We start from the raw sequence: 21732 nt of genomic DNA, 5'->3' as shown, positions 1-21732 counted from the left end.
CCTTACCAGTCGTACGCCTTGGGCAGATCGCTTTCGTCGAGATCGCGGTAGCGGTCGCGAAGGCGGGATTGGTGGCTGTCGAGCGGCTGTTCCACCCCGTCGATGAAGACGCGCGTGGGCACCGAGCCCACTTCCAGCGGATCGCCGTCCCACACCACCACATCGCCCATTGCGCCCGGCGCAAGCACGCCTGCGCGGCCCTTCAACCCGCTGATTTCGGCAGGGACCGAACTGATCGCGGCGAACGCCTGGCCCCAGGTCAGCCCGTCGGCCCCAGGGATACGGGTAAGCGAGACGAGATTGCCGGCGTACTGGTTGAGGTTGCGCGGGTTTTCCATCGCAGACGCGTTGATCGCGACCTTGACGCCCGCCTTTGCCATCCGGCCGATATTGCTTTGCGTGGCGGCAAGTTCTTCGAACGCGCCGGGCAGATCGTCGAGCCCGTCGGCGATGACCGGCACACCCGCCGCCGCGATTTCGCGGGCGACCAGCCAGCCTTCGCTAACGCCGACCAGCACAAGGTCGAGACGGGGGAAGGATTGCTTGAGCGCCAGAACGCTGCGGATATCCGCGGCACGTTCCACCGCCATATAGAGCGATTGTTCGCCCTTCACGACCGGAACCAGCGCCTCGGCATCGGCGCGCGTCAGCATCGCGCTTTCCGCGTCCCACCGGCCAGCGGCAACGGCCTGGGCTTCGTACAAGGCGTTGGCAAAGGCGGCATAGGTTGCCACGCGGCTGCCGCCCGCAAGCCGTGCACCGCTTTCCCCGAAGGCGACCATCTGGAACGCACGCGCGCGGGTCACTGGCTGCCCGTCCGCCCCAAGATCGATGATCGCGCCCTGCCCGCCGAAGATCGACCGGGCCGGTGCCGTCACCGTTGCCGCACGGGTGATGCCCGCGGCGCGATGGACAAGGATGTGCTGCGACGAAGGGTTGATCGCCGGGGCCACGTCGAGCGCGGCGTTGAACGGCGAACTGCCCGGGCGGATATCGTTCGATTCGCTTACGGCGGATACGTCCGAAAGGCCGAGGTTGGTGACCGTGGCGACCAGGCCCGGGGTTACCCACGCGCCGCCGACATCGTAAACGGTGGCCGTATCGAAGGCGCCGGCTCCCGCTTGCGGCCCCGTGTAGACCACGCGCCCATCATCGACGACAACCACGCCCGAAGCGATCGGTTCGCTGCCGTCGCCGGTGACGACGGTGGCGTTGGTGATCACGAAATCCTGCGCGGCGGCAGGTGCGGCGCACAGCGCGATGGCGCTGGCCGCAAGTGTCAGGACGCGGTTCATTTCACGTCTCCTTCGCCGGGCTGGCCAAGCTCGAAATCGCTGACCGGACGCCGCTTGCGGTCCATGGCATCAAACATCAGCGCGCCGTCCACCCAGACCTTTTCGGGCCGCGAATAGACGCTCAGCGGATTGCCGTTCCACAGCACCACATCGGCCATCTTGCCCGGTTCGAGGCTGCCGGTCATGCCGTCGACGCCCATCGCCTTGGCAGGGTTGAGGGTGAACCAGCGGATCACTTCGGCATCGGAAATGTCGATGCCCAGCCTGTGACCGGCGGCCTGCGCCTTGGCGGCTTCCTGGTTGAGCCGCTGGATTCCGTTGGCATCGTCCGAGTGGATGACCACGCAGGCCCCTTCACGGAACAGGAGCGCGGCGTTTTCGAGAATGCCGTCATAGCTTTCCATCTTGAAGCCGTACCAGTCGGCCCAGATCGCGCTGCACACGTCGTTTTCGCGCAGCAGATCACCGATCTTGTAGGCTTCGACTGCGTGGTGGAAGGCGCTGACCTTGTAGCCCATTTCCTTGGCCATATCCATGACCAGGGCCATTTCATCGGCGCGGTAGCAATGGTTGTGGACCAGGATTTCGCCGTCCAGAACACCCTTCAGGGTTTCCTTGGCCAGATCGCGCTTCTTGCCGTCATAGGCCTTGGCATCGAGCCAGGTCTGACGGTTCACCGCGAAATTGCCCATCCGGGTGGATGGCATCCGCCCGCGATCGCCGTAGACCCGCTTGGGGTTTTCGCCGCAGGCCATCTTGAAGCCGTAGGGCGCGCCGGGGAACTTCATCCCCTGGACGGTGCGCGACGGCACGTTCTTCAGCGTAACCGAACGGCCGCCCATCAGGTTGGCCGATCCGGGCAGGATCTGCAGCGCGGTAACGCCGCCATTGGCCAGCGCGCGGGTAAACCCGGGATCTTGCGGCCACACGGAATGTTCGGCCCAGACTTCGGGCGTGGTGGGGCTGGTGGCCTCGTTGCCGTCCGAATGCGCTTCGACGGCGGGTGTGGGATAATCGCCGAGGTGCGAGTGGATGTCGATGACGCCCGGGGTCACGAATTTGCCCGTGCCATCGACCCGGTCATAGCCATCGGTCGACAGCGATGCGTCACCCACGGCTTCGACCTTGCCGTCGCGGAACAGGACGGTGCCGTTGTCGATTTTCTTGCCTGCCCCATCGTAAACCGTCGCGCCGACAAGCGCGGTCGGGCGGCCTGGATAGGCGCTGTAGGTCGAGGGGAAGGGCGCTTTCGAGGCCGCGTCCGCGCTGGCGCTTTCGGTTTCGCGCGCACCGGCGCTGGTGCATGCGGCGAGTCCGACAGCCAGCGCGGCTGCGGTCAGTTTCTTGACGGTCGGGAGCATGGATTCTCCGATGGCATGATCAGGACGTGAAAAGGGCGCGGGGATTAATCCGCGCCCTTTCGATTGGGTGGCTTAGCCGTGCGGCCGGGTTTCGGGATGTACCCCTGCGCCCTGCGGTTCGCCGGGGCCTTCGGCCTGGCCGAGCAATTCGTCGTCGGCCAGCGTGTCGAGGTGCATGAGCCGCTTGATCAGCGGGCTGATCACGATGACGCCGACACCGACGGCAACCGAGATCCAGCCGATCTGGCTGTAGACCGCGAGCACGGTTTCCTTGCCCGCGCCTTCACCCGACGCCGCTTCCGAACCGGTTGCCGCCGCGATCAGGCCGGCAACGAAATTGCCGGTTGCCGAAGCGAAGAACCAGGTGCCCATGATCAGCGATGCCATGTGCTTGGGAGCGAGGCGGTTCATGGCGGAAAGGCCGACCGGGCTGAGGCAGAGTTCGCCGGTGGTGTGCAGCAGGTAGATGAGGAAGACGAAGATGACCGGGGTCATGTTCTCCATCCCCACCGCGCTGGCGCCGAACACCAGGACGAGGAAGCCTGCACCCAGCTGGATCAGCGCCAGGCCGAACTTCGCGGGGGTCGAGGGTTCGAGGCCCTTCTGGCCCAGCCACGTCCACGCCGCTGCGAACAGCGGGGCCAGCAGGATGATGTAGATCGGATTGATCGACTGGAAGATCGATGCCGAGACACCCTGGCGATCGACGAAGCGGTCGGTGAACAGGTTCAGCGAGGAACCGGCCTGTTCGAACAGGGCCCAGAACAGGATCGAACCGATGATCAGGAAGATCGCGGCGAAGATCCGGTCGCGGTCTTCCCCGCCCATCTTGATCGCTTCCCAGATGACATAGGCCACCAGGATGGCGCCGAAGATGCCGAGGATCGAGCCGACGATGGCCTGGTTCTGCACCAGCCACCACGTCACACCCACGGCAAGGAAGCCGATGATGTAGAGGAACCATTCGAACTTGATGCCCATGAACGGGGCTTCGAGCTTCTCGGGCACGGTGCTTTCGCCCTTGCCCAGCAGCAGCGGCTTGAAGATGATGAAGACTACGAGGCCGAGCAGCATGCCGATGCCTGCTGCGCCGAAACCATAGGCCCAGCCATAGGTCTGGCCGAGGTAGCCGGCGATGATCGTGCCGACAGCCGCGCCCACGTTAATGCCCATGTAGAAGATCGTGTAGGCACCGTCGCGGCGGATGTCCGTGCGCGGATAGAGCTGGCCGACGATCACCGAGATGTTCGCCTTCAGGAAGCCCGAGCCGACGATGATGAAAGCGAGCGCCGCCCAGAAGATGTCGATCATCGGGTTGGCCTGCCCCAGCGAGCCGTCCCCTTCGAACGCCATCAGGAAGTGGCCGATGGTCAGCAGAACGGCACCGAACAGCACCGCCTTGCGTTGGCCCAGATACCGGTCGGCCAGATAGCCGCCGAGCACCGGTGCGATATAGACGAGCGCCGTATAGGCGCCGTAAATGACCGAGGCTTTCTCGTCATTGTAGAGCCAGTGCTGCGTCAGGTAGAAAATCAGCAGCGCGCGCATGCCGTAGTAGGAGAAGCGTTCCCACATCTCGGCAAAGAAGAGCACGAAGAGGCCCTTGGGGTGGCCGGCGAATTCAGCCTTGGACGAAGTGACGATTGTTCCGCCTGCGATAAGCAGCAGGACAAGGAATGCCGCCGCTATCGTGACGATGATTTCTTCTAGTGTCACGCGAGAAGTCTCCCGGAATGTTATGGCCTGCGGGAGGCGACCCCCGCCCTGATTGCGGCGCACCCTAGCGGCTTCGACGCCCATGTGAAGCCTTAGTTACAGTCGAGACCGCATTGCGTGACAAAGTATCGCCCGATCCGGGAACCTTGTGCGCCGCGCTGTATTATGGCACTGTAGCAGTCTTCTTCGGGGAATCGCCATGTCCAACCAGTCCAAGCCCGTCTATCTCAAGTTGCGCGACATGATCGCCGCAGCGATAATCGACGGACGCTATGCCGAAGGGGCGATGCTGCCCTCGGTACGCGCGCTGGCTGCCGAACAAGGGGCCAACCCGCTGACGGTGGCCAAAGCGTACCAGCAATTCCAGAACGACGGGCTGGTGGAGGTGCAGCGGGGCGTCGGCATGTATGTCGTGCGCGGGGCCGCCGATCGCCTGCGCCAGAGCGAACGCAAGCTGTTTCTCGACAACGAATGGCCCGAAATCCGCACGCGGATGGAACGCCTCGGCGTTTCTCCTGCGGAGTTGTTGTCCCAGGCCTGATCCTGGCTGGACCCGGATCGGGCCACAACCCGGCCTGCCGCGTCGGAATTATACAATTCCCGACTTGCCCCGAAGCGGGGCATCTGCCATTATCTTCTTGTCGGGACAGAGTCTTAGCACCATTTCCGGCAAATGGGTCGCACAACGATGGACAATTGTTGGGTCGCGCCCGAGCGCGACTGTGGAGAGCGCGCATGATCCGATCCGAACTTCTCACTGCCCTGGCACAGGACAATCCCGAGCTTCGCACCGACGAGGTCGAGCAGGTTGTCGACATTTTCTTCGAAGAAATCGCCCAGCGCCTTGCGGAAGGTGGCCGGGTCGAATTGCGCGGGTTCGGCGCGTTTTCGACGCGCCAGCGCGAAGCGCGCAAGGGCCGCAACCCGCGTACCGGCGATTCGGTCGACGTGCCGGCCAAGCGGGTGCCATACTTCAAGCCCGGCAAGGACATGCGCCGCCGCCTCAACAGCGATTGAGCCGGTTGCGGACCGCACACGCGATTGCGCCGGCAACGCTAAAGCCCTAACCGCCTTGCCGCATGCGGGTGTGGCGGAATGGTAGACGCCGGGGACTTAAAATCCCCTGATCCTTGATCGTGTGGGTTCGAGTCCCACCACCCGCACCACGCATTTCAGCCGTGACTTGCGGATTTTCGCGCCTTTATCTGAGTATTAACGCCTAGCGCCCTATTAGCCGTGATCGAACTCGATTGCGCGCAGTACGGCCCAAAGCGGTCGATCGGCGACCGCAGAGGGCCGGAGGGTTTAGGTAGATGGATTTCACGTCGGGACGCGTGACGACAGATGCGGTTGCGGACGATGGCGCCGAACAGCGCGGTGCGCCGCGGTTCACATCGCTTATCAGGGCCGCAAAAATGGTCTGCGGGCAGGGCGAATTCGTCTGCGTTATCCGTGACGTATCCTCCACCGGGGTCAGTTTGCGGACGTTCCACAAGCTGCCGACCGATGCGGAAATCGCGCTGGAGTTGCAGAACGGCGAAACCTACGAAATGACGCAGGTGCGCGCCACGGGGTACGAGGCGAGTTACCGGTTCGAAAAGCCGATCGAGGTCAAACGGCTGATCCACGAAAACTGGACCTACCCGAAACGCCAGCTGCGCCTGAACCTGACCCTGCCGCTGACCGTTGCCACGCTGACGCAGAAGGCCAACGCCTTTTCCGTCAACCTGTCGCAGCAAGGGGCGCGGATCGAATGCGACGCCGTGTTCGCGATCGACCAGAGCGTGCGTATCGAAAGCGACCAGGTTCCCGAAGTGCGCTGCAAGGTGCGTTGGCGCAAGGATGCCAATTACGGGCTGGCTTTCGACAATTTCTTCAGCCTGCGCGATTTCGCCCTCCTGGCCGCCCGCGTCCAATGCCCGCCCTTGCTGCTGCCCTAGAAAGCCGGGTGGCGACCGCCTTTTAACTATGTATAAACCAAGTTCCTTCACTCTTCGGGGTGAACGGAAGCAGGGGGAATACATGACCGACAGCGAACGCCAGCTGAAAGTCGACGTCGCGATCATCGGGGCAGGGCCAGCCGGCCTGACCGCGGCATATCTGCTGACCAAGCAGGGCAAATCTGTCGCCGTGATCGAAAAGGATGCCGACTATGTCGGCGGTATCAGCCGCACGGTCGAGCATGAGGGCTATCGCTTCGACATCGGGGGGCATCGTTTCTTTTCCAAATCCCAGCAGGTCGTCGACCTGTGGGATGAAATCCTGCCCGACGATTTCATCCAGCGCCCGCGGATGAGCCGCATCTATTACGAAGGCAAATTCTACAGCTATCCGCTGCGCGCCTTCGAAGCCTTGTGGAACCTGGGCATCTGGCGCTCCACGGTCTGCATGGCGAGCTACCTTCGCTTCAAGATGTTTCCGCGCCGCGAGGTGAAGAGCTTCGAGGACTGGACCACCAACCAATTCGGCGAAAAACTCTATTCGATCTTCTTCAAGACCTACACCGAAAAGGTGTGGGGAATGCCGTGCAACGAAATGAGCGCAGACTGGGCGGCCCAGCGGATCAAGGGCCTTTCCCTGTGGAGCGCCGTGGTCGACGGGCTGAAACGCAGCCTCGGGCTGAACAAGAAGCCAAACGACGGCATGGCCACCAAGACCCTGCTGGAAACCTTCCGTTACCCGCGGCTCGGCCCGGGAATGATGTGGGATGCCGCGCGCGACAAGGTGCAGGCCAGCGGTCACGGGCACATTTTCATGGGCCATTCGCTCAACCGCCTGTCCAGCGATGGGTCGGGCGGTTGGCGGCTGAGCGCGAACGGTCCGGACGGCGAAATGGTGGTCCGCGCCAGCCACGCTGTCAGTTCCGCCCCGATGCGCGAACTGGCAAACCGGCTGCATCCCCTGCCCGACAGCACGTTGCAGGCAAACGATCTGAAATACCGGGATTTTCTGACCGTCGCGCTCAAGATCCGTTCGGAGGACCTGTTTCCCGACAACTGGATCTACATCCACGACAGCAAGGTGCAGGTTGGCCGGGTACAGAACTTCCGCAGCTGGTCGCCCGAAATGGTGCCGGACGAAGGCGTAGCCTGTGTCGGCCTGGAATATTTCTGCTTCGAAGGCGACGGCTTGTGGTCGATGTCCGATGACGAACTCGTCGTGCTCGCCACACGCGAACTGGATATCCTCGGCCTCTGCAATCCCGCCGACGTCATCGGCGGGGCGGTGGTGCGGCAGGAAAAGGCCTACCCCGTCTATGACGAGGATTACGCGGCCAATGTCGACGCGATGCGCCGTGAACTGGAAGCGAGGCACCCGACCTTGCACCTGGTGGGGCGCAACGGGATGCACCGGTACAACAACCAGGACCACGCGATGATGACCGCCATGCTGACGGTCGAGAACATCGTTGCCGGCGAACGGGTGTACGATACCTGGTGCGTCAACGAGGATGCCGAATATCACGAAGCAGGGGACGAAGGCGCGCAGGGGGAGCTTCCTTCGCGGCAGCACCGCCAGCCGACCGCCGATCAGGCCGCTGCCCTCGCCTCCGTGCGCGACGTGCCGACACCGTTGAGCAGCCAGGAGGCCGCCTGACATGAGCGTGATCGGCCTGAATGCGCACGGCCGCCTGGCCAGGCTGCGGGACGTCCGCTTCCTGCGCTATATCGTCGCCAGCGCGATCGCGCTGGGGATCGACATGGGGTCGTTTCTGGCCCTTCTGGCTCTTGGGGTGGGCGCAGTTCCCGCTTCGGCTGCCGGATACGCCGTGGGTATACTTGCCCACTGGATAATCTCCAGCCGCAAGGTGTTCACCGACGGGGTGGCGGCGCGCGGCGCTGCGCGGAACCGCCAGAAAATGCTGTTTATCGCATCCGCCCTCATCGGGCTGGCAACGACCGCCGCCATCGTGGGTGCGGGCGAAGCGCTGGGGCTTGACGCGCGCATCGCCAAGCTGGTGGCCATCGGCGCCAGTTTCCTGATTACCTGGATCATGCGCAGCCGCATCGTCTTTCGCGGCGGAGCGGGCAGGTGACAGTCCTGGTCGAACGCCGGCGGGATCGCCTGGCCGCAGGGCTTGTCCTGCGCACCCTGGCCGTCTGGTTCGTCGTCATGGTGCTGCTGGTCCTCGCCAACTGGCCGGGCATTCGCATTGGCGCGTTCATCGGGCCGGACGATCTCTTGCGGATGCAGCAGGTGCGCGACCTGATCGGCGGGCAAGGCTGGTTCGATGTTCACCAATACCGGATCGATGCCGCGAACGGCGGCGTGCCGATGCATTGGTCGCGCCTCGTGGATATTCCTTTGGCGGCGGTCATGCTGGCGTTCACCCCGCTTGTTGGGGCGCAGGCGGCAGAAATCATCGCGGGCGTTGCTGTCCCTGCCATCTCGTTGTTCCTTCTCATGCTGCTGGCTGCCCGCGTCAGCTGGACCTTGCTCGGCGCAGAGGCGGCCACACTGACGGCGCTGAGCCTTGCCCTGCCTACCTACCTGGTATTCCAGTTTTCACCCATGCGGGTCGATCACCACGCCTGGCAGGTGGTGCTCGCGCTGCTTGCGGTGAACGGAATGATGAGCCGTTCGGCCAAAAAGGGCGGATGGGCCATCGGGCTTGCCCTGTCCGGATGGCTGGCCATTTCGCTGGAAGGCCTGCCCATGGCGGCCGTGTTCTGCGCGCTCATGGCGCTGCGCTGGCTGAGGCGGGCGGAAGATCGCTGGTGGCTGGTCCACACCATGGACGCGCTGGCGCTGGGGTCTATCGCCCTGTTCCTGCTGACACGCGGATTTACCGACCTTGCCCCGCATTGCGACGCGGTTTCGCCTTTCCACGTGCTGATCTTCATCTTCGGCGCGGGTGCAATCCGGGTTCTTGCCCGTCCTCGCCTGTCGCCGCTCGTGATCGTGGCAGGCCTTGGCGCAATCGGTGCCGCTTCGGTGGGGATTGTCCTTGCCGCTGCGCCGTCATGCGTGGCGGGCGGCTTCGGGCAAGTCGATCCCGTGGTCCAGGAATTCTGGTTCACCCGGGTCAACGAAGGCACCGCTATCTGGACGGTCGACCTGTCCCGGGCCGTGGGCTTGTTGCTCCTTCCCGTAATCGGCCTCGGGGCATCGGTACATCTTTACCTGCGTTCGCAGGCGTGGCTGCGGACCTGGTGGCTCGATTACACCTTGCTGCTGGTGGCCGCGATCCTGGTGGGATGCCTGGTGATCCGCGCTACGGTCCTTGCCTCGGCGTTGGCCGCGATCCCGCTTGGCTTCTTTCTGGGTTCCGCCCTCGCCCGGTTGCGGGCCATCGAGCGGCCGATCGTGCGGATTATCGGCACCGCCGGTCTGGTGCTGCTTTTGTCGCCAATGACCCCAGGCGTTGTCGGCAGTCTTCTCAGTCCCCCCGGTGACGAACCCGCGCGCAAGAACGATGTCGGGGTGGAGCCGAGCCTGATCGCGTTGGCGCGTCCGGAAGCCTGCCGTATCGATGCGACAGCCGATGCGCTGAACGCCCTTCCGCCGGGAGAGATGCTCGCGCTCATCGATACGTCGTCGCGTCTGGTTTTCCGCACGAATCGCACAGTCGTGGCCACCAGCCACCATCGCGGCGACAAGGGGATGCGGTTTGCGATCGATGCCTATTCCGCCGATCCGGAAACAGCGCACCGGATGCTACTCCAGCGGGGCGTTGCCTACGTTGCCATTTGCCGCGATCATGGCGAGGTCGACAAGTATGCCGAGCGGAACGAGAACGGCCTGGCGGCGGCGCTTGATGCGGGAAAAAATTTCCCCTGGCTGCAACGGGTCGCCATCGAAACGCCGGGCACGCTTCAAGTCTGGCGCGTCTTGCCGGCGCAGATCAGGCAGGCCGGAAGTTCATCGCCGCGCCGTTGATGCAGTGCCGTTTGCCGGTCGGACGCGGACCATCGTTGAAGATGTGACCCAGGTGCCCGCCGCAATCGGCGCAGTGAACCTCGGTTCGCGGATAGCCGAGCTTGAAATCGGTATCGGTGCCCACCGCTCCGGGTAACGCTTTCCAGAAGCTGGGCCATCCGGTGCCCGAATCGTATTTGGCCTTCGAACTGTACAATTCGTTGTCGCACCCGGCACAGGTGAAGGTGCCAGCCCGCTTTTCCTTGTCCAGCGGGGAGGAATAGGGGCGTTCGGTGCCCGCATCGCGCAGCACGTAATATTCCGCCTTGGTAAGCTTCTTGCGCCACTGCGCTTCGGTCAGCGAGACCGGAAAGCCCTTCGCTTCCGCGCGGCCCGATCCGCAGGCGGACAGCGCGGCAAAGCTTGCCGATGCGCCAATCCAGCCCAGCAGGCGGCGGCGGTCCATGGGTGGGGTTTGTGTCATATCGGTGCTGTCCATGGCGTGGAGCGATAACGCCCCACGCCTGAACCTACGCTTGAAGGGGGCGAAAAGGTACGCGCCCGGTCAGAATTCGGTGATTTCCACTTCCATCTTGCGAAAGCCGTGCACGAAGTTTGCCCGCACCCGTTCGACATCGCCCGCGACGTGCACGCGCATCCGGCGCTTGTGCATTTCCTCGAGCAGGACGCGCAATTGCAGTTCGGCAAGGCGGGCGCCCACGCAGCGGTGGATGCCGTAACCAAAGGCAATATGCCGGCGCGCGTTTTCGCGCGTGATGTCCAGCTTGTCGGGGTTTTCGAAAACCTGTTCGTCCCGGTTGGCCGAGAGATACCACAGGACGACCTTGTCGCCCTTTTTGATCTTCTGGCCGAACTGTTCGGTGTCTTCGGTGCAGGTACGGCGCATATGCGCCAGCGGGGTCTGCATCCGCAGGCATTCCTGCACCGCGTTGGGGATCAGGTCGGGGTTCTGTTCGAACAGCTTGCGCTGGTCGGGGAACTTGTCGAACGCGTGGATGATGCCGCTCATCGTGTTGCGCGTGGTGTCGTTCCCGCCGACGATCAGCAGCACCAGATTGCCCATGAATTCTTCCGGGCTCATCTGGTTCATCGCAGGCGAATGGATCATCATCGAAATGAGATCGTCGCCCGGTTCCTTGTCCATCGTGCGTTCGATCCACAGCGACTGGAAATAGGCGCCCATTTCGCGAAGGATGCCCTGACGCATTTCGTCCAGATCGCGCACGGTGGCCAGTTCGGTATCGCCCGACCAGTCGGACCAGTAGGTCAGCAGGCGGCGGTCTTCCCACGGAAATCCGAACAGGATCGCCAGCATTCCGGTGGTCAGTTCGATGGATACCTTGTCGACCCAGTCGAACACTTCGCCGCGCGGCAGCGTGTCGAGCAATTCGCCCGTGCGGGCGCGAATCTCGCCCTCCATCTCGGCCATGCCGCTCGGCGTGAATTTCGGAGCAACGGTGCGCCGCTGGCCGGTGTGCTGGGGCCGGTCCATCGCAATGAACATGGGCAGTTCGAAACGTTCGCGGCCCTGTTCGGCCAGCTGTTCGTCATCGAGCCGTTCGAGGATGGTGATGCCGCCGTGTTCCCAGCTCGATGAAAACAGTTCGGGCAGCGCCTCGATATGCTGGATCGCCTTGTGCTGGACCACCGCCCAGTAAGGGCCGAACGGGCTTTCATCGATGTAGTGCATCGGTCCCGCTTCGCGCATCTCGCGAAAGATCGCGTGCCAGGTGTTGTTGTAATAGATGTCGGAGCGACTGACGTCCCACTTGTTGGTGAAGTTCAGCCGCTCTTCGGGGTGCTCTTCAAGGTGCTTGGTCAGCGCTTCGTAAGCGGTCGGCGAAGTGCGGCATTCGGGGCGCTGCGGGGCGATTGTGGCCATGTCTCTCTCCTTGTGGCGCGACTCCCGCGCGGGGGCCGCCCTCCTTTTGTGCTCGCATCCTGCCTTAACTGACACGTGTGTCAATAGTGCGTTGCAAATCGCCACCCAACTAGCAGGTTCGTGCTTTGCGTGATTGCACAGGCGCGACGGATCAGGCGGGCTTAGCCGTGGCCGTTTTGCCTTTCGCCGCGCGGCCGCCCTTGCCCGATTTCATCACCCGTCGGCGGAACAGCAGAGCGCCGACTCGCACGAACAGGACGACGCACAGCGCCTGCCAGGCGAGGGCCAGCGCGTGCGGCCAAAGCGCTTCGGATTGGGCGGCGCGTGCCAGCATGGCGAAGGGGGACGACAGCGGGAAGATCGCGGCCGTCAACTCCAGCGGGGAACCGGGCCGGGTGATCGACGATGCGGCGAGGAAGAACACCAGCAATTGCATCATCGTGACGGGCATCGACAGCGTCTGCACTTCGCGAACCGTCGCGGCCATCCCGCCGATGGTCAGGAACAGCGACCCCAGCAGCAGATACCCCATCGCGAAATAGGCTATGCCCAACCCGACGAACGCTGGCCAACCCAGCGCAGGTTCGGGCAATTGCGGCAATTGTTCGCCCGCAAGCAGGGCGATCGCGCCCCCGAAGACCGCCCAGACGGTTATGCCCACAAAGCTGACGCCCAGCATCGCCACCAGCTTGCCCAGGAACACGGCGTCCATCGGGATAGCCGCGGCCAGGATCTCGATGACCTTGTTCGCTTTTTCTTCGACCAGGTTGGACAGCACCATCCCGGCCAGCAGCATCATCAGGAGGAACAGCAGCAGCTGCCCCGCCTGCGCGGTGCGGATGCGGTCGGTCCGCGCGGCGGCCGCGCTGGTCGCCACCGGTTCGCTTTCCACCTCGGGGAAAACGCTGGGCGAAGATCCGACCGCGGTCGCGGCGATCATGGCGACCGGCCCCTTCCAGCGTTCGATCTGTTCGGCAGGCGCGGTCACGCGGGGCGCCTCGAGCGTGCCGGAAATCACAGCCGCGTAGTTCGCGCCGGGCTGCTTGAGAATTTCCGCCGGCGCTCGTGCGCTGGTTTCTCTGGCCATGACCGGAAGGGCAAACCCCATCTGCGGGCCGAGCTGTTCACGCGCGGCAAGCATGGCTGCGCTGTCGCTGTCGGACATGGCCAGCGCGACCATGTTGGTCACCGCTTCGCGCTGGACCTGCCCGCCAATGCCACCGGCGAGCCCGCCGATAAGCAGCGGGAAAAGGGGGCCGAGCAGGAAGAAGAAAAACGCGCGGCTGAACAGGATCGCGTGGAAATCGCGACGGGCCACCACGCGGGCGGCCTCGAACAGCGAAAGACGGCTCTTGTCGCTCATCGGATGGCCTCCATCGCGTTGTCTTCTTCAAGGGCGCGGGCCGCCGCCTCGCCGGCGATTTCGACGAACGCATCGTGCAGTCCGGCCCGTTCGATCGAAAGCGACAGAATACCGGCCTTGCCGTCAATCAGCCGCTTCAGCAGCGCCTCGACGCCGGTTTCGGGAACGGGGAAATACCAGAAATGGCCGCCGCCAGCCTTGCTGTCGTGGCGCGCGTCGTCCGGCAGGGCCGTCCGCCATTCGCCATCCGCTTCGCGCGTTTCCAGGCGAACCTGGGCCGCGATACGGTCGCGCGCCGCGTCGACCGAACCGGCATAGGGCACCCGCCCTCCGGCAATGATCGCCACCTCGTCGCACAGGCGTTCGGCGTGATGGATGACATGGGTGGAGAAGATGACCGTGGTGCCGTCTGCGGCAAGATTGCGGATCATCACTTCCAGCTTGCCCTGGTTGATCGCGTCGAGACCGCTGAACGGTTCGTCGAACACCACCAGGCGCGGACGGTGGACCAGCGTGCCGAGCAGCTGGACGGTCTGGGCCATGCCCTTGGAAAGCTGGCGGATCTGCCGGTCGATCGCGTAACCCAGCCCGTGGTTTTCGAGCAGTTCGCGCCCGCGCACCTTGCCTTCGTCCAGCGGCAGCCCGCGCAGCGCGCCCATGAAGGCAATGGCTTCGTCGCACTTCATCGACGGGTAAAGGCCGCGTTCTTCCGGCAGGTATCCGATCAGCTTGGCAACATCGTGCGGCCGATCGTGCCCGAACACGCGGCGCACGCCTTCGTCGGGGTCGATGATGCCGAGCAGCATCCGCAAGGTCGTGGTCTTGCCCGCACCGTTCGGACCCAGAATGCCGTAGATCGCACCTTCGGGCACGGAAAGGTCGACCCCGTCGACCGCCAGCGTGTCGTCAAATCGTTTCACCAGCCCGCGGGCCTCGATGGCCAGGGGTTTCGCATCTGCAATCGGGGGTCGCGCCATGGCACCTGTCTCGGTAAGCATGCGAAGGGCAGTAACCGCTGCCAGTGAACGGGAGCCCACGCAACCTTGGTTAACGCCGCCTCAACACGCGAATTGCAGGACGCCTTGCGCGAGGAGGCTGTACGGCTGGGTTTTGCCGCCTGCGGTTTCGCCTCGGCCGGGCACGATCCCGTGCGTGCGAAGCGGCTGGAAGAATGGCTTGGCGAAGGCCGCCACGGCGACATGGAATGGATGGAGGCGCGCAAGCACCAGCGAGCCAGCCCGCAAGGCCTGTGGCCCGACGCGCGCAGCGTCATCGCTCTCGGCATGAGCTACGCGCCAGACGGCGACCCGCTGGCGCTGGAAGGTTCTCCCGACAAGGCCCGCGTTTCCGTCTACGCCCAAGGCCGCGATTATCACGATGTCGTGAAGAAGGCGCTGAAGGCTCTGGCGCGGTGGATGGTCGCACGCGAACCGGCCAGCGAACTGAAAGTCTTCGTCGATACCGCGCCGGTCATGGAAAAGCCGCTGGGGCAGGCAGCGGGCATCGGCTGGCAGGGCAAGCACACCAATCTCGTCAGCCGCAACCATGGCAGCTGGCTGTTCCTCGGCGCGATCTACACCACCCTGGAGTTCACGCCCGACGCGCAAGGGCGCGACAATTGCGGGTCGTGCCGCGCGTGCCAGGACGCCTGCCCCACCGATGCTTTCCCGGCGCCCTACCGGCTCGATGCGCGGCGCTGCATTTCCTACCTCACGATCGAGCACAAGGGCCCGATACCCGAGGAACTGCGTCCCGCGCTGGGGAACCGGATCTATGGCTGCGACGATTGCCTGGCGGTGTGCCCGTGGAACAAGTTTGCCGATATCGCGCATCGGCACATCAAACTTGCCCCGCGCTCCGAGCTGATCGCGCCCGACCTCGCCGAATTCCTGGCCTTCGACGACGCCGGATTTCGCCAGTTCTTTTCCGGATCGCCGATCAAGCGGGTGGGCCGGGGGCGGTTCGTGCGTAATTGCCTGTATGCGGCGGGCAACAGCGGCAACGCGGGCCTGCTGGCGCAGGTCGATCCGCTGTGCGCCGATCCCGATCCGGTCGTGGCCGACGCAGCGCGCTGGGCGGCGGCGCGCCTCAACCCATCTGCTTGAGCGGAACGTCCACGTCGGCGAGCAATTCGGGCGCGATTTCGGCGCGATCCATCACCAGCTTGCGGCCCTGGACGTAATCCTTGGTGTTGTTGACGCAATCGAGCGCGATGACGTGGCCTTCCTTGAGGTAGATCACGCTGAATTTCCCGTCCGCCGGATCACCGCGCAGCACTGTGGCATCGTAGCCTGCCGAAATGCCCACGGTCTGCAGCCTGAGGTCGTACTGGTTTGACCAGAACCACGGAACGGCATGGTAATCCTGCTTGTCGCCCATGATCGCCTTGGCCGCGGTCGTCGCCATGTCGTTGGCGTTCTGCACCGATTCCAGGCGGATGACGGCGTTGTCGGCATAGGGGTTCGCATGGGTCGCGCAGTCGCCGATGGCATAGATATCGTCGAGCGTGGTGCGGCAATAGCTGTCGACATCGACGCCTGCCGTCCCCGCCGCACCCGCCGCGATCAGCGGGCCGACCGATGGCACGATACCGATCCCTGCAATCACGATCTCGCAGGCGATGGCTTCGCCGGAATCGGTGACGACGCCGGTTACCCGCCCGTCTTTACCCTCAACCTTCTCCAGTCCGGTGGAAAGCCTCAGGTCGACACCGTGGGCGCGGTGCTGCGCGGCGTAGAAATCGGACAGTTCCGCGCCCGCGACCCGTGCCAGCACGCGGTCCTGCATCTCGATCACGGTGACCGCGCATCCCAGCTTGCGAAGCACCGCCGCCGCTTCAAGCCCGATATAGCCGCCACCCACGATCACGGCGCGCCGTGCGCCTGCGGCCAGTTCGGCCTTCAGGGCGTCAACATCGCGGCGGGTGCGGATATAGTGGATACCGTCAAGGTCGCTGCCCGCGCAGGACAGCCGACGGGCATCGCCGCCAGCCGCCCAGATCAGCTTGCGATAGGTGACGCTGGTGTCGTCGGACAACGACAGTTCGCGGGCCACCGGGTCCACTTCGTTGACGTTTCGCCCCAGCCGCAATTCGACATTCTTGTCGGCCCAGAATTTCTCCGGCCGGATCTGGATACGCTCGAACGGCTTTTCACCGGCGAGATATTCCTTGGAAAGCGGAGGGCGTTCGTAGGGTGGATTGCGGTCGCGGCTGACCATGAGGATCGTATCCTCGTGGCCATTCTGGCGCAGGGCAATCGCAGCCTGGGCACCACCATGCCCGGAACCCACTATGACGACGTCGAAATGGTCCATCGTGGCGCTGGCTGGCGCTAAAATCGGCCGGGGTCAAGCGCCCGGCCGATTTGGCGTCACCGTCCAAGCAGGTTGCGCGCCATGCTGGCTATCTGCGCGAGCATGGCCGGTGCGACCGGCGTGTGCGCCTGCGCGCGGCCGATCATGCCGCGAAAGGCGCGCACCGCGATACCCTGTTCCTCGGCCCATTTCTCGACCGTTCCGGGCATGTCCTTCTTCGCGTCCTTGCGCCGTGCGAGCCGCCTCAGCAGTTCGATCCGCATTTGCTGGAAGTCACGCGCCAGCCCGGACACGAGCAGGCGTTCCCACACGTCCGACGGGCTCATCAGCGCAGCGGTCGATTGCGCCCAGTCGATCCCCAGGCGGATACCGATTTCGGTGAAGGCGCGGGTAAGGCCCTTGGGTTCGATCTGGGTGTCGCGGGACAGGCGGGCCAGACCCACCGAACCATCGAGATCGTACAGGCGCGTGACCCGTGCAGCGAGCTTTTCCGGCGCGCCCGCTTCGACCAGATGAGCCTGGAGCCGCGCCGATTGTAGCCGCGATTCGGGCGAAAGCAGTTCGTCGGTGGCATCGGACAGGATTTTCACGCCCTTGCCCAGTTCCGACACCAGCTCGCTCGGCTCGACCTTGCCGGACGCGCTGCGGAGCACATCGGACATCAGGTTGCCGACTGCCGCAGCCAACCGGTCGAACAGCAGCAGGCGCGCCGATTCCGGCATCGCCGTGCTGTCGATCGCGTCCCACAGATCGCCCAGGTGGAACAGGTTCTCCGCAGCCACGAAAGCCGCGGCCACTTCGGCCAGTTCAACCCCTTCTTCTTCCGCCAGTTCGAACGGATGGATCGTGCCCAGGCGGTTGACGATACGGTTGGCGAGTTTCGTGGCAACGATTTCGCGGCGCAGGCGGTGGCCTGCGATCTGGGCCTTGTACTTGCCCCGCATGGGTTCAGGGAAGCTGTTGAACAGCGTGTCGGCCAGGAGCGAATCGTCGGCCAGCGCGCTACGTTCGATCGCGTCCTGCAGCACCAGCTTGCTCGACGACAGGAGAACGGCGAGTTCGGGCCGGGTCAGGCCCTGGCCGTCGGCGGCGCGCCGGTGCAACGTCTGGTCGTCGGCCAGACCTTCGGTCCGGCGATCGAGATTGCCGCCCGCTTCCAGCGTTTCGATCAGGTGCCGCTGCGATGCCATGGCGCGCGGTCCGCCGATTTCGGCGATGGACAGCGCCAGCGCCTGCAGACGGTTATCTTCCAGCACGATCCTGGCAACGTCATCGGTCATCGATTCGAGCAACGCCACGCGCTTGGGTTCGGACAGCTTGCCCGCCCGCTTGGCAGCGGCCAGCGCGATCTTGATGTTCACTTCGTTATCGGAACAGTCAACGCCGGCCGAATTGTCGATGAAATCGGTGTTGCTGCGTCCGCCATTTTGCGCGAATTCGATGCGGCCAGCCTGGGTGATGCCCAGGTTTGCCCCTTCGCCGATAACCTTTGCCCGCATGTCGCGTGCATCGACACGCAGCGTATCGTTGGCCGGGTCGCCGACCTGCACGTTGTTCTCGTGACCGGCCTTGACGTAGGTTCCGATGCCGCCAAACCAGACAAGATCGATCGGCGCCTTGAGGATGGCGGAGATAAGCGCTTCGGGCTCCATCTCGGCATCGGAAACGGCCAGCTTGGCCTGCATTGCCTTCGACAGCTTGATGATCTTGGCGTCGCGCGGGAACACGCCGCCGCCACGCGAAATCAGGTCGGCGTCGTAATCTTCCCAGCTCGATCGGGGCAGGTCGAACAGGCGCTTGCGTTCCTTCCAGCTGGCGGCCGGATCGGGATCCGGATCGAGGAAGATGTGCCGGTGGTCGAAGGCCGCCACCAGTTTTATCGACTTCGACAGGAGCATCCCGTTGCCGAACACGTCGCCCGACATGTCGCCGCAGCCCACCACCTCGATCGGGTCGTTCTGAACATCGACGCCCATTTCGAGGAAGTGGCGCTGGACCGAAACCCACGCACCCTTGGCGGTGATGCCCATGGCCTTGTGGTCATACCCCTTCGAGCCGCCGCTGGCGAAGGCATCGTCGAGCCAGAAGTTGCGGCTTTCCGCAATGGCGTTGGCAACGTCGGAGAAGGTCGCGGTGCCCTTGTCGGCGGCGACCACGAAATACGGGTCCTCGCCGTCGGTGATCACCACCGATGCGGGATGCACGACCTTGTCGTTCACGATGTTGTCGGTGACCGACAGCAGCGTGCGGATGAAGATTTCGTAGCTGGCCCGCCCTTCGGCAGCCCAACCTTCGCGGTCGAGCGCCGGGCTGGGCAGTTGCTTGGGATAGAACCCGCCCTTGGCGCCGGTTGGCACGATCACCGCGTTCTTCACGCGCTGGGCCTTCATCAGGCCGAGGATTTCGGTGCGGAAATCGTCCCGCCGGTCGGACCAGCGCAGGCCGCCGCGCGCCACGGGGCCGGACCTCAGGTGGATGCCTTCCACCCGGCGCGAATAGACGAAGATTTCGCGGAACGGGATCGGCTTGGGCAGGCCCGGGACTTTCGAGCTGTCGATCTTGAATGCCAGCGCTTCGTGCGCCGCGGGGGCGAACGCGTTGGTCCGCAGGATCGCGTCGATAACCGAATTGTAGAGGCGCAGCAGCCGATCGTCGTTGATCGCCTTGACCTTCAGCAGGCCGCGCTTGATCGCGGTGCGGGCATCCTCGACCGCCTTGTCGCGGCCGCTTCCGTAATCGGGATCGTGGCGCGCGGTGAACAGCGCGATCAGGGCGCGGGTTACATCGGGCGCCGCGGCCAGCGCATCGACCACGGTATAGATGGTGAAACCCATGCCAACCTGGCGCAAATACCGATAGATCGCGCGCAGCCAGTTGGCTTCGCTTGCCGACAGGCTGGCTTCGGGGACGAGCCGGTTGAAGCTGTCGTTTTCCGCTTCGCCGTTGAGCACCGCGGCAATGGCTTCCTCGATCGCCCCGGCCCGGTCGACCAGCGCCTTCGGGTCGGCATCCTGCCGCAGGTCGAGGCGGAAATCGTGGATCGTGCCCAGCCGCCCTTCGTCGAGCACGGTGGGCATTTCGGATTGCACGTGGAAGCCGAAATTCTCCAGCGCGGGCACGCCTTCGGACAGCGGCAGGCTGCCTTCGGACTGGTACAGCTTGAGGCGCAGACAGCCGTGGATGTCGCGTTCGCAATAATACATGCGCGCGCCGCGCTTGACGTCTTCGTGTTCGGGATGGGCGCCCAGATTGTGCAGGCGGGCAATGTCCAGCGCGGCCTCGTGTGCGCCGAAACGGCCGCGAAACTGGGTCGGGAAGCATTCGGCAAAACGCATCGCCAGCGCGGCGGCGCGCGAAGGTTCCTCGATCTCTGCCAGTTCGACCTCGACCGCTTCGGTCCACCCGCGCAGCAACGTCTGGAGGCGGTCCTCGAGCTGGGCTTCGGCGGGCACCGCGTCGGCGTCTCGGATATCGAGCACGAAGCGCAGCATCGCCAGGTTCCCGCCTTCGACTTCCAGGCTCCAGTCGAGCAATCGTGCCGAAGCGCCCTGTTCCAGCAGGGCCTGGATTTCCAGCCGGACCTGGGTGGCCAGCATATCGCGCGGCAACCACACGAACGCGAACAGGTGGCGGGCCAGCGGTGCTTCCACCAGCGCCAGGCGCGGGCGCGGCCGGTCGACCAGGCTCATCATCGTGGTGGCGACGCGTTCAACATCTTCTTCGGGGAAGCCGATGAGCAGATCGTGCGGCAGCGCGGTCAGCGCATGGACCAGCGCCTTGCCCGCATGGCCGGTTTCGTCGAACCCGTGGCGGTGGCGCAGATCGTCAAGCTGGTGGCGCAGGCGGGGCACGCTGCGGGGCGGCGCGGCCAGCGCGGCGCTGGTCCACACGCCGGCGTGAATCGACAGGGCGACCAGTTCGCCGCCTTCACGCAGCGGCACGATCAGCAGGTCGAGCGGGACGCGGCGGTGCACATGGCTGAGCCGGTTGGCCTTGATGATCAGCGGCACGCGGGTGTTCGCGGTGTTTTCGAACCAGGCGAACGCCCGGTCGTAGGATGATGCGGCGAGGAGGTCCGCGGCGCTCTTGCGGCAGATGCCGAGCGCCCTTTCCTGCGTCCCGTCACGGCGGCGCACCACGTGGCCCAACTGGGTCAACATGCCGGAATTGAGCCAGTCGAGAAGCGCGGCGCCTTCGCTGTCGTCGTCTGCGATGCGCCGGGCATCGGTGGCCATCGATTTCTGCAGCTTGGGCCAGTCGTCCACCGCCGCGCGAACATCGCCGAGCGCTTCGCGAAGCGTGGCTTCGAGCGTGCGGCGGGTCTTGGCATCGACGCGCGCGGTTTCGACGTAGATCACCGATTCCCAGTAGGCGTCCTCGGGATCGCCTTCGGGGATGGCACAAAGCGTGTGATCCTTTTTGCGTTCCACCGGAATGACGGGGTGCACGAGGCGATCGATCGACAGGTTCATCGATGCGATGGCGGCCGCGACCGAATCGACCAGGAACGGCATGTCGTCGTTGACGATGGCTATGCGCGTGAAGCGGCGGTTGTCGCTCGCGCTTTCGACCGTGATCGCCGATTTGCCGAACTGCCTTTGCCACGCCGTTTCAGCGAGGAAACGCGCGGCTTCCTCCAGCTTGTCCTTCTCGAACGGGGTATCGCCGCGCAGCAGCGACAGGCGCATCCGCTCCGTGATATCGGCGAGAAGTTTCTTGGGGAGCTTGACCGGCTTGGCAGTCTCGGCGCGTTTCGAACCCATGGGGCCTCATCTCTCTCGGCGTATGATCATGTCCTGATCGCGCAATTATCGAGTCGTGCGAAGATGGACATACACGGCGCGCCTAGGCCTGTTGGACTGGCGCCGCAAGGCTCTGCATCGCGCCATCTGCAATCGTATGCGCCGCGCGGCTCGACGC

16 protein-coding genes and 1 tRNA gene are annotated in these 21732 nt (G+C 64.4%); 8 read left to right on the top strand and 9 right to left on the bottom strand.

Features of this window, described 5'->3' with window-relative positions; translation table 11 throughout:
* Positions 1–2: 2 nt before the first annotated feature.
* The 3 genes from VR863_RS12310 to VR863_RS12300 all read right to left on the bottom strand — a co-directional run bounded on the left by VR863_RS12310 (position 3) and on the right by VR863_RS12300 (position 4315).
* On the bottom strand, positions 3–1295 hold the full coding sequence (locus VR863_RS12310; RefSeq protein ID WP_324828762.1) for an amidohydrolase family protein: 1293 nt from the start codon (positions 1293–1295) through the stop codon (positions 3–5).
* Positions 1292–2656 carry an amidohydrolase gene (locus VR863_RS12305; protein ID WP_324828761.1) on the bottom strand — a complete coding sequence of 455 codons (1365 nt, stop codon included), beginning with the start codon at positions 2654–2656 and terminating at the stop codon, positions 1292–1294. Before VR863_RS12305 ends, VR863_RS12310 begins: the two co-directional genes overlap by 4 nt.
* A 72-nt stretch (positions 2657–2728) precedes the next feature.
* Positions 2729–4315 (bottom strand): peptide MFS transporter, encoded by a 1587-nt coding sequence (locus VR863_RS12300; RefSeq protein WP_324829275.1) that lies wholly within the window; start codon positions 4313–4315, stop codon positions 2729–2731.
* Between the two features lie 256 nt (positions 4316–4571).
* Here VR863_RS12300 and VR863_RS12295 point away from each other — a divergent pair, with 256 nt between their 5' ends.
* The 7 genes from VR863_RS12295 (at position 4572) to VR863_RS12265 (ending at position 10252) form a co-directional block, all read left to right on the top strand.
* Positions 4572–4913, top strand: coding sequence for a GntR family transcriptional regulator (locus VR863_RS12295; RefSeq protein ID WP_324828760.1), 342 nt, complete (start codon positions 4572–4574; stop codon positions 4911–4913).
* 194 nt (positions 4914–5107) lie between these two features.
* Positions 5108–5389 (top strand): integration host factor subunit beta, encoded by a 282-nt coding sequence (locus VR863_RS12290; RefSeq protein WP_324828759.1) that lies wholly within the window; start codon positions 5108–5110, stop codon positions 5387–5389.
* Between the two features lie 64 nt (positions 5390–5453).
* Positions 5454–5538: transfer RNA gene (locus VR863_RS12285), tRNA-Leu, on the top strand.
* Positions 5539–5685: 147 nt separating this feature from the next.
* The gene (locus VR863_RS12280; protein WP_324828758.1) at positions 5686–6312 is read left to right on the top strand and encodes a PilZ domain-containing protein; all 627 of its coding nucleotides are present in this window, start codon (positions 5686–5688) and stop codon (positions 6310–6312) included.
* 82 nt (positions 6313–6394) lie between these two features.
* The gene (locus tag VR863_RS12275) at positions 6395–7969 is read left to right on the top strand and encodes an NAD(P)/FAD-dependent oxidoreductase (protein WP_324828757.1); all 1575 of its coding nucleotides are present in this window, start codon (positions 6395–6397) and stop codon (positions 7967–7969) included.
* A 1-nt stretch (position 7970) separates the two neighbouring features.
* Positions 7971–8408 (top strand): GtrA family protein, encoded by a 438-nt coding sequence (locus VR863_RS12270; RefSeq protein WP_324828756.1) that lies wholly within the window; start codon positions 7971–7973, stop codon positions 8406–8408.
* Positions 8405–10252, top strand: a complete 1848-nt coding sequence (locus tag VR863_RS12265; protein ID WP_324828755.1) for a hypothetical protein — start codon at positions 8405–8407, stop codon at positions 10250–10252. Before VR863_RS12270 ends, VR863_RS12265 begins: the two co-directional genes overlap by 4 nt.
* On the opposite strand, the gene msrB is transcribed toward VR863_RS12265, so the two are convergent.
* The 4 genes from msrB to VR863_RS12245 form a co-directional block, all read right to left on the bottom strand.
* Positions 10218–10715 (bottom strand): peptide-methionine (R)-S-oxide reductase MsrB, encoded by a 498-nt coding sequence (msrB, locus tag VR863_RS12260; RefSeq protein ID WP_324828754.1) that lies wholly within the window; start codon positions 10713–10715, stop codon positions 10218–10220. The genes VR863_RS12265 and msrB overlap by 35 nt on opposite strands.
* Before the next feature lie 81 nt (positions 10716–10796).
* Positions 10797–12134 (bottom strand): cytochrome P450, encoded by a 1338-nt coding sequence (locus tag VR863_RS12255; RefSeq protein ID WP_324828753.1) that lies wholly within the window; start codon positions 12132–12134, stop codon positions 10797–10799.
* A gap of 151 nt (positions 12135–12285) precedes the next feature.
* Positions 12286–13497, bottom strand: a complete 1212-nt coding sequence (locus tag VR863_RS12250) for an ABC transporter permease (protein ID WP_324828752.1) — start codon at positions 13495–13497, stop codon at positions 12286–12288.
* Positions 13494–14474 carry an ABC transporter ATP-binding protein gene (locus VR863_RS12245; RefSeq protein ID WP_324828751.1) on the bottom strand — a complete coding sequence of 327 codons (981 nt, stop codon included), beginning with the start codon at positions 14472–14474 and terminating at the stop codon, positions 13494–13496. The genes VR863_RS12250 and VR863_RS12245 overlap by 4 nt, the downstream gene beginning before the upstream one ends.
* A gap of 66 nt (positions 14475–14540) precedes the next feature.
* Here VR863_RS12245 and queG point away from each other — a divergent pair, with 66 nt between their 5' ends.
* The gene (queG, locus tag VR863_RS12240; RefSeq protein ID WP_324828750.1) at positions 14541–15602 is read left to right on the top strand and encodes a tRNA epoxyqueuosine(34) reductase QueG; all 1062 of its coding nucleotides are present in this window, start codon (positions 14541–14543) and stop codon (positions 15600–15602) included.
* Here the strand turns inward: queG and VR863_RS12235 are convergent.
* Both VR863_RS12235 and VR863_RS12230 read right to left on the bottom strand, forming a co-directional pair.
* Positions 15586–16812 (bottom strand): NAD(P)/FAD-dependent oxidoreductase, encoded by a 1227-nt coding sequence (locus VR863_RS12235; RefSeq protein WP_324828749.1) that lies wholly within the window; start codon positions 16810–16812, stop codon positions 15586–15588. The two genes, queG and VR863_RS12235, sit on opposite strands and share 17 nt — an antisense overlap.
* A gap of 56 nt (positions 16813–16868) precedes the next feature.
* Entirely contained in the window at positions 16869–21575 is a 4707-nt protein-coding gene (locus tag VR863_RS12230; RefSeq protein ID WP_434784989.1) for an NAD-glutamate dehydrogenase domain-containing protein, read from the bottom strand.
* Positions 21576–21732: the final 157 nt, after the last annotated feature.

Source organism: Qipengyuania zhejiangensis (assembly GCF_035607565.1).
Taxonomy (GTDB): Bacteria; Pseudomonadota; Alphaproteobacteria; order Sphingomonadales; family Sphingomonadaceae; genus Qipengyuania; species Qipengyuania zhejiangensis.
This window is presented reverse-complemented; position numbering and strand designations above follow the sequence as displayed.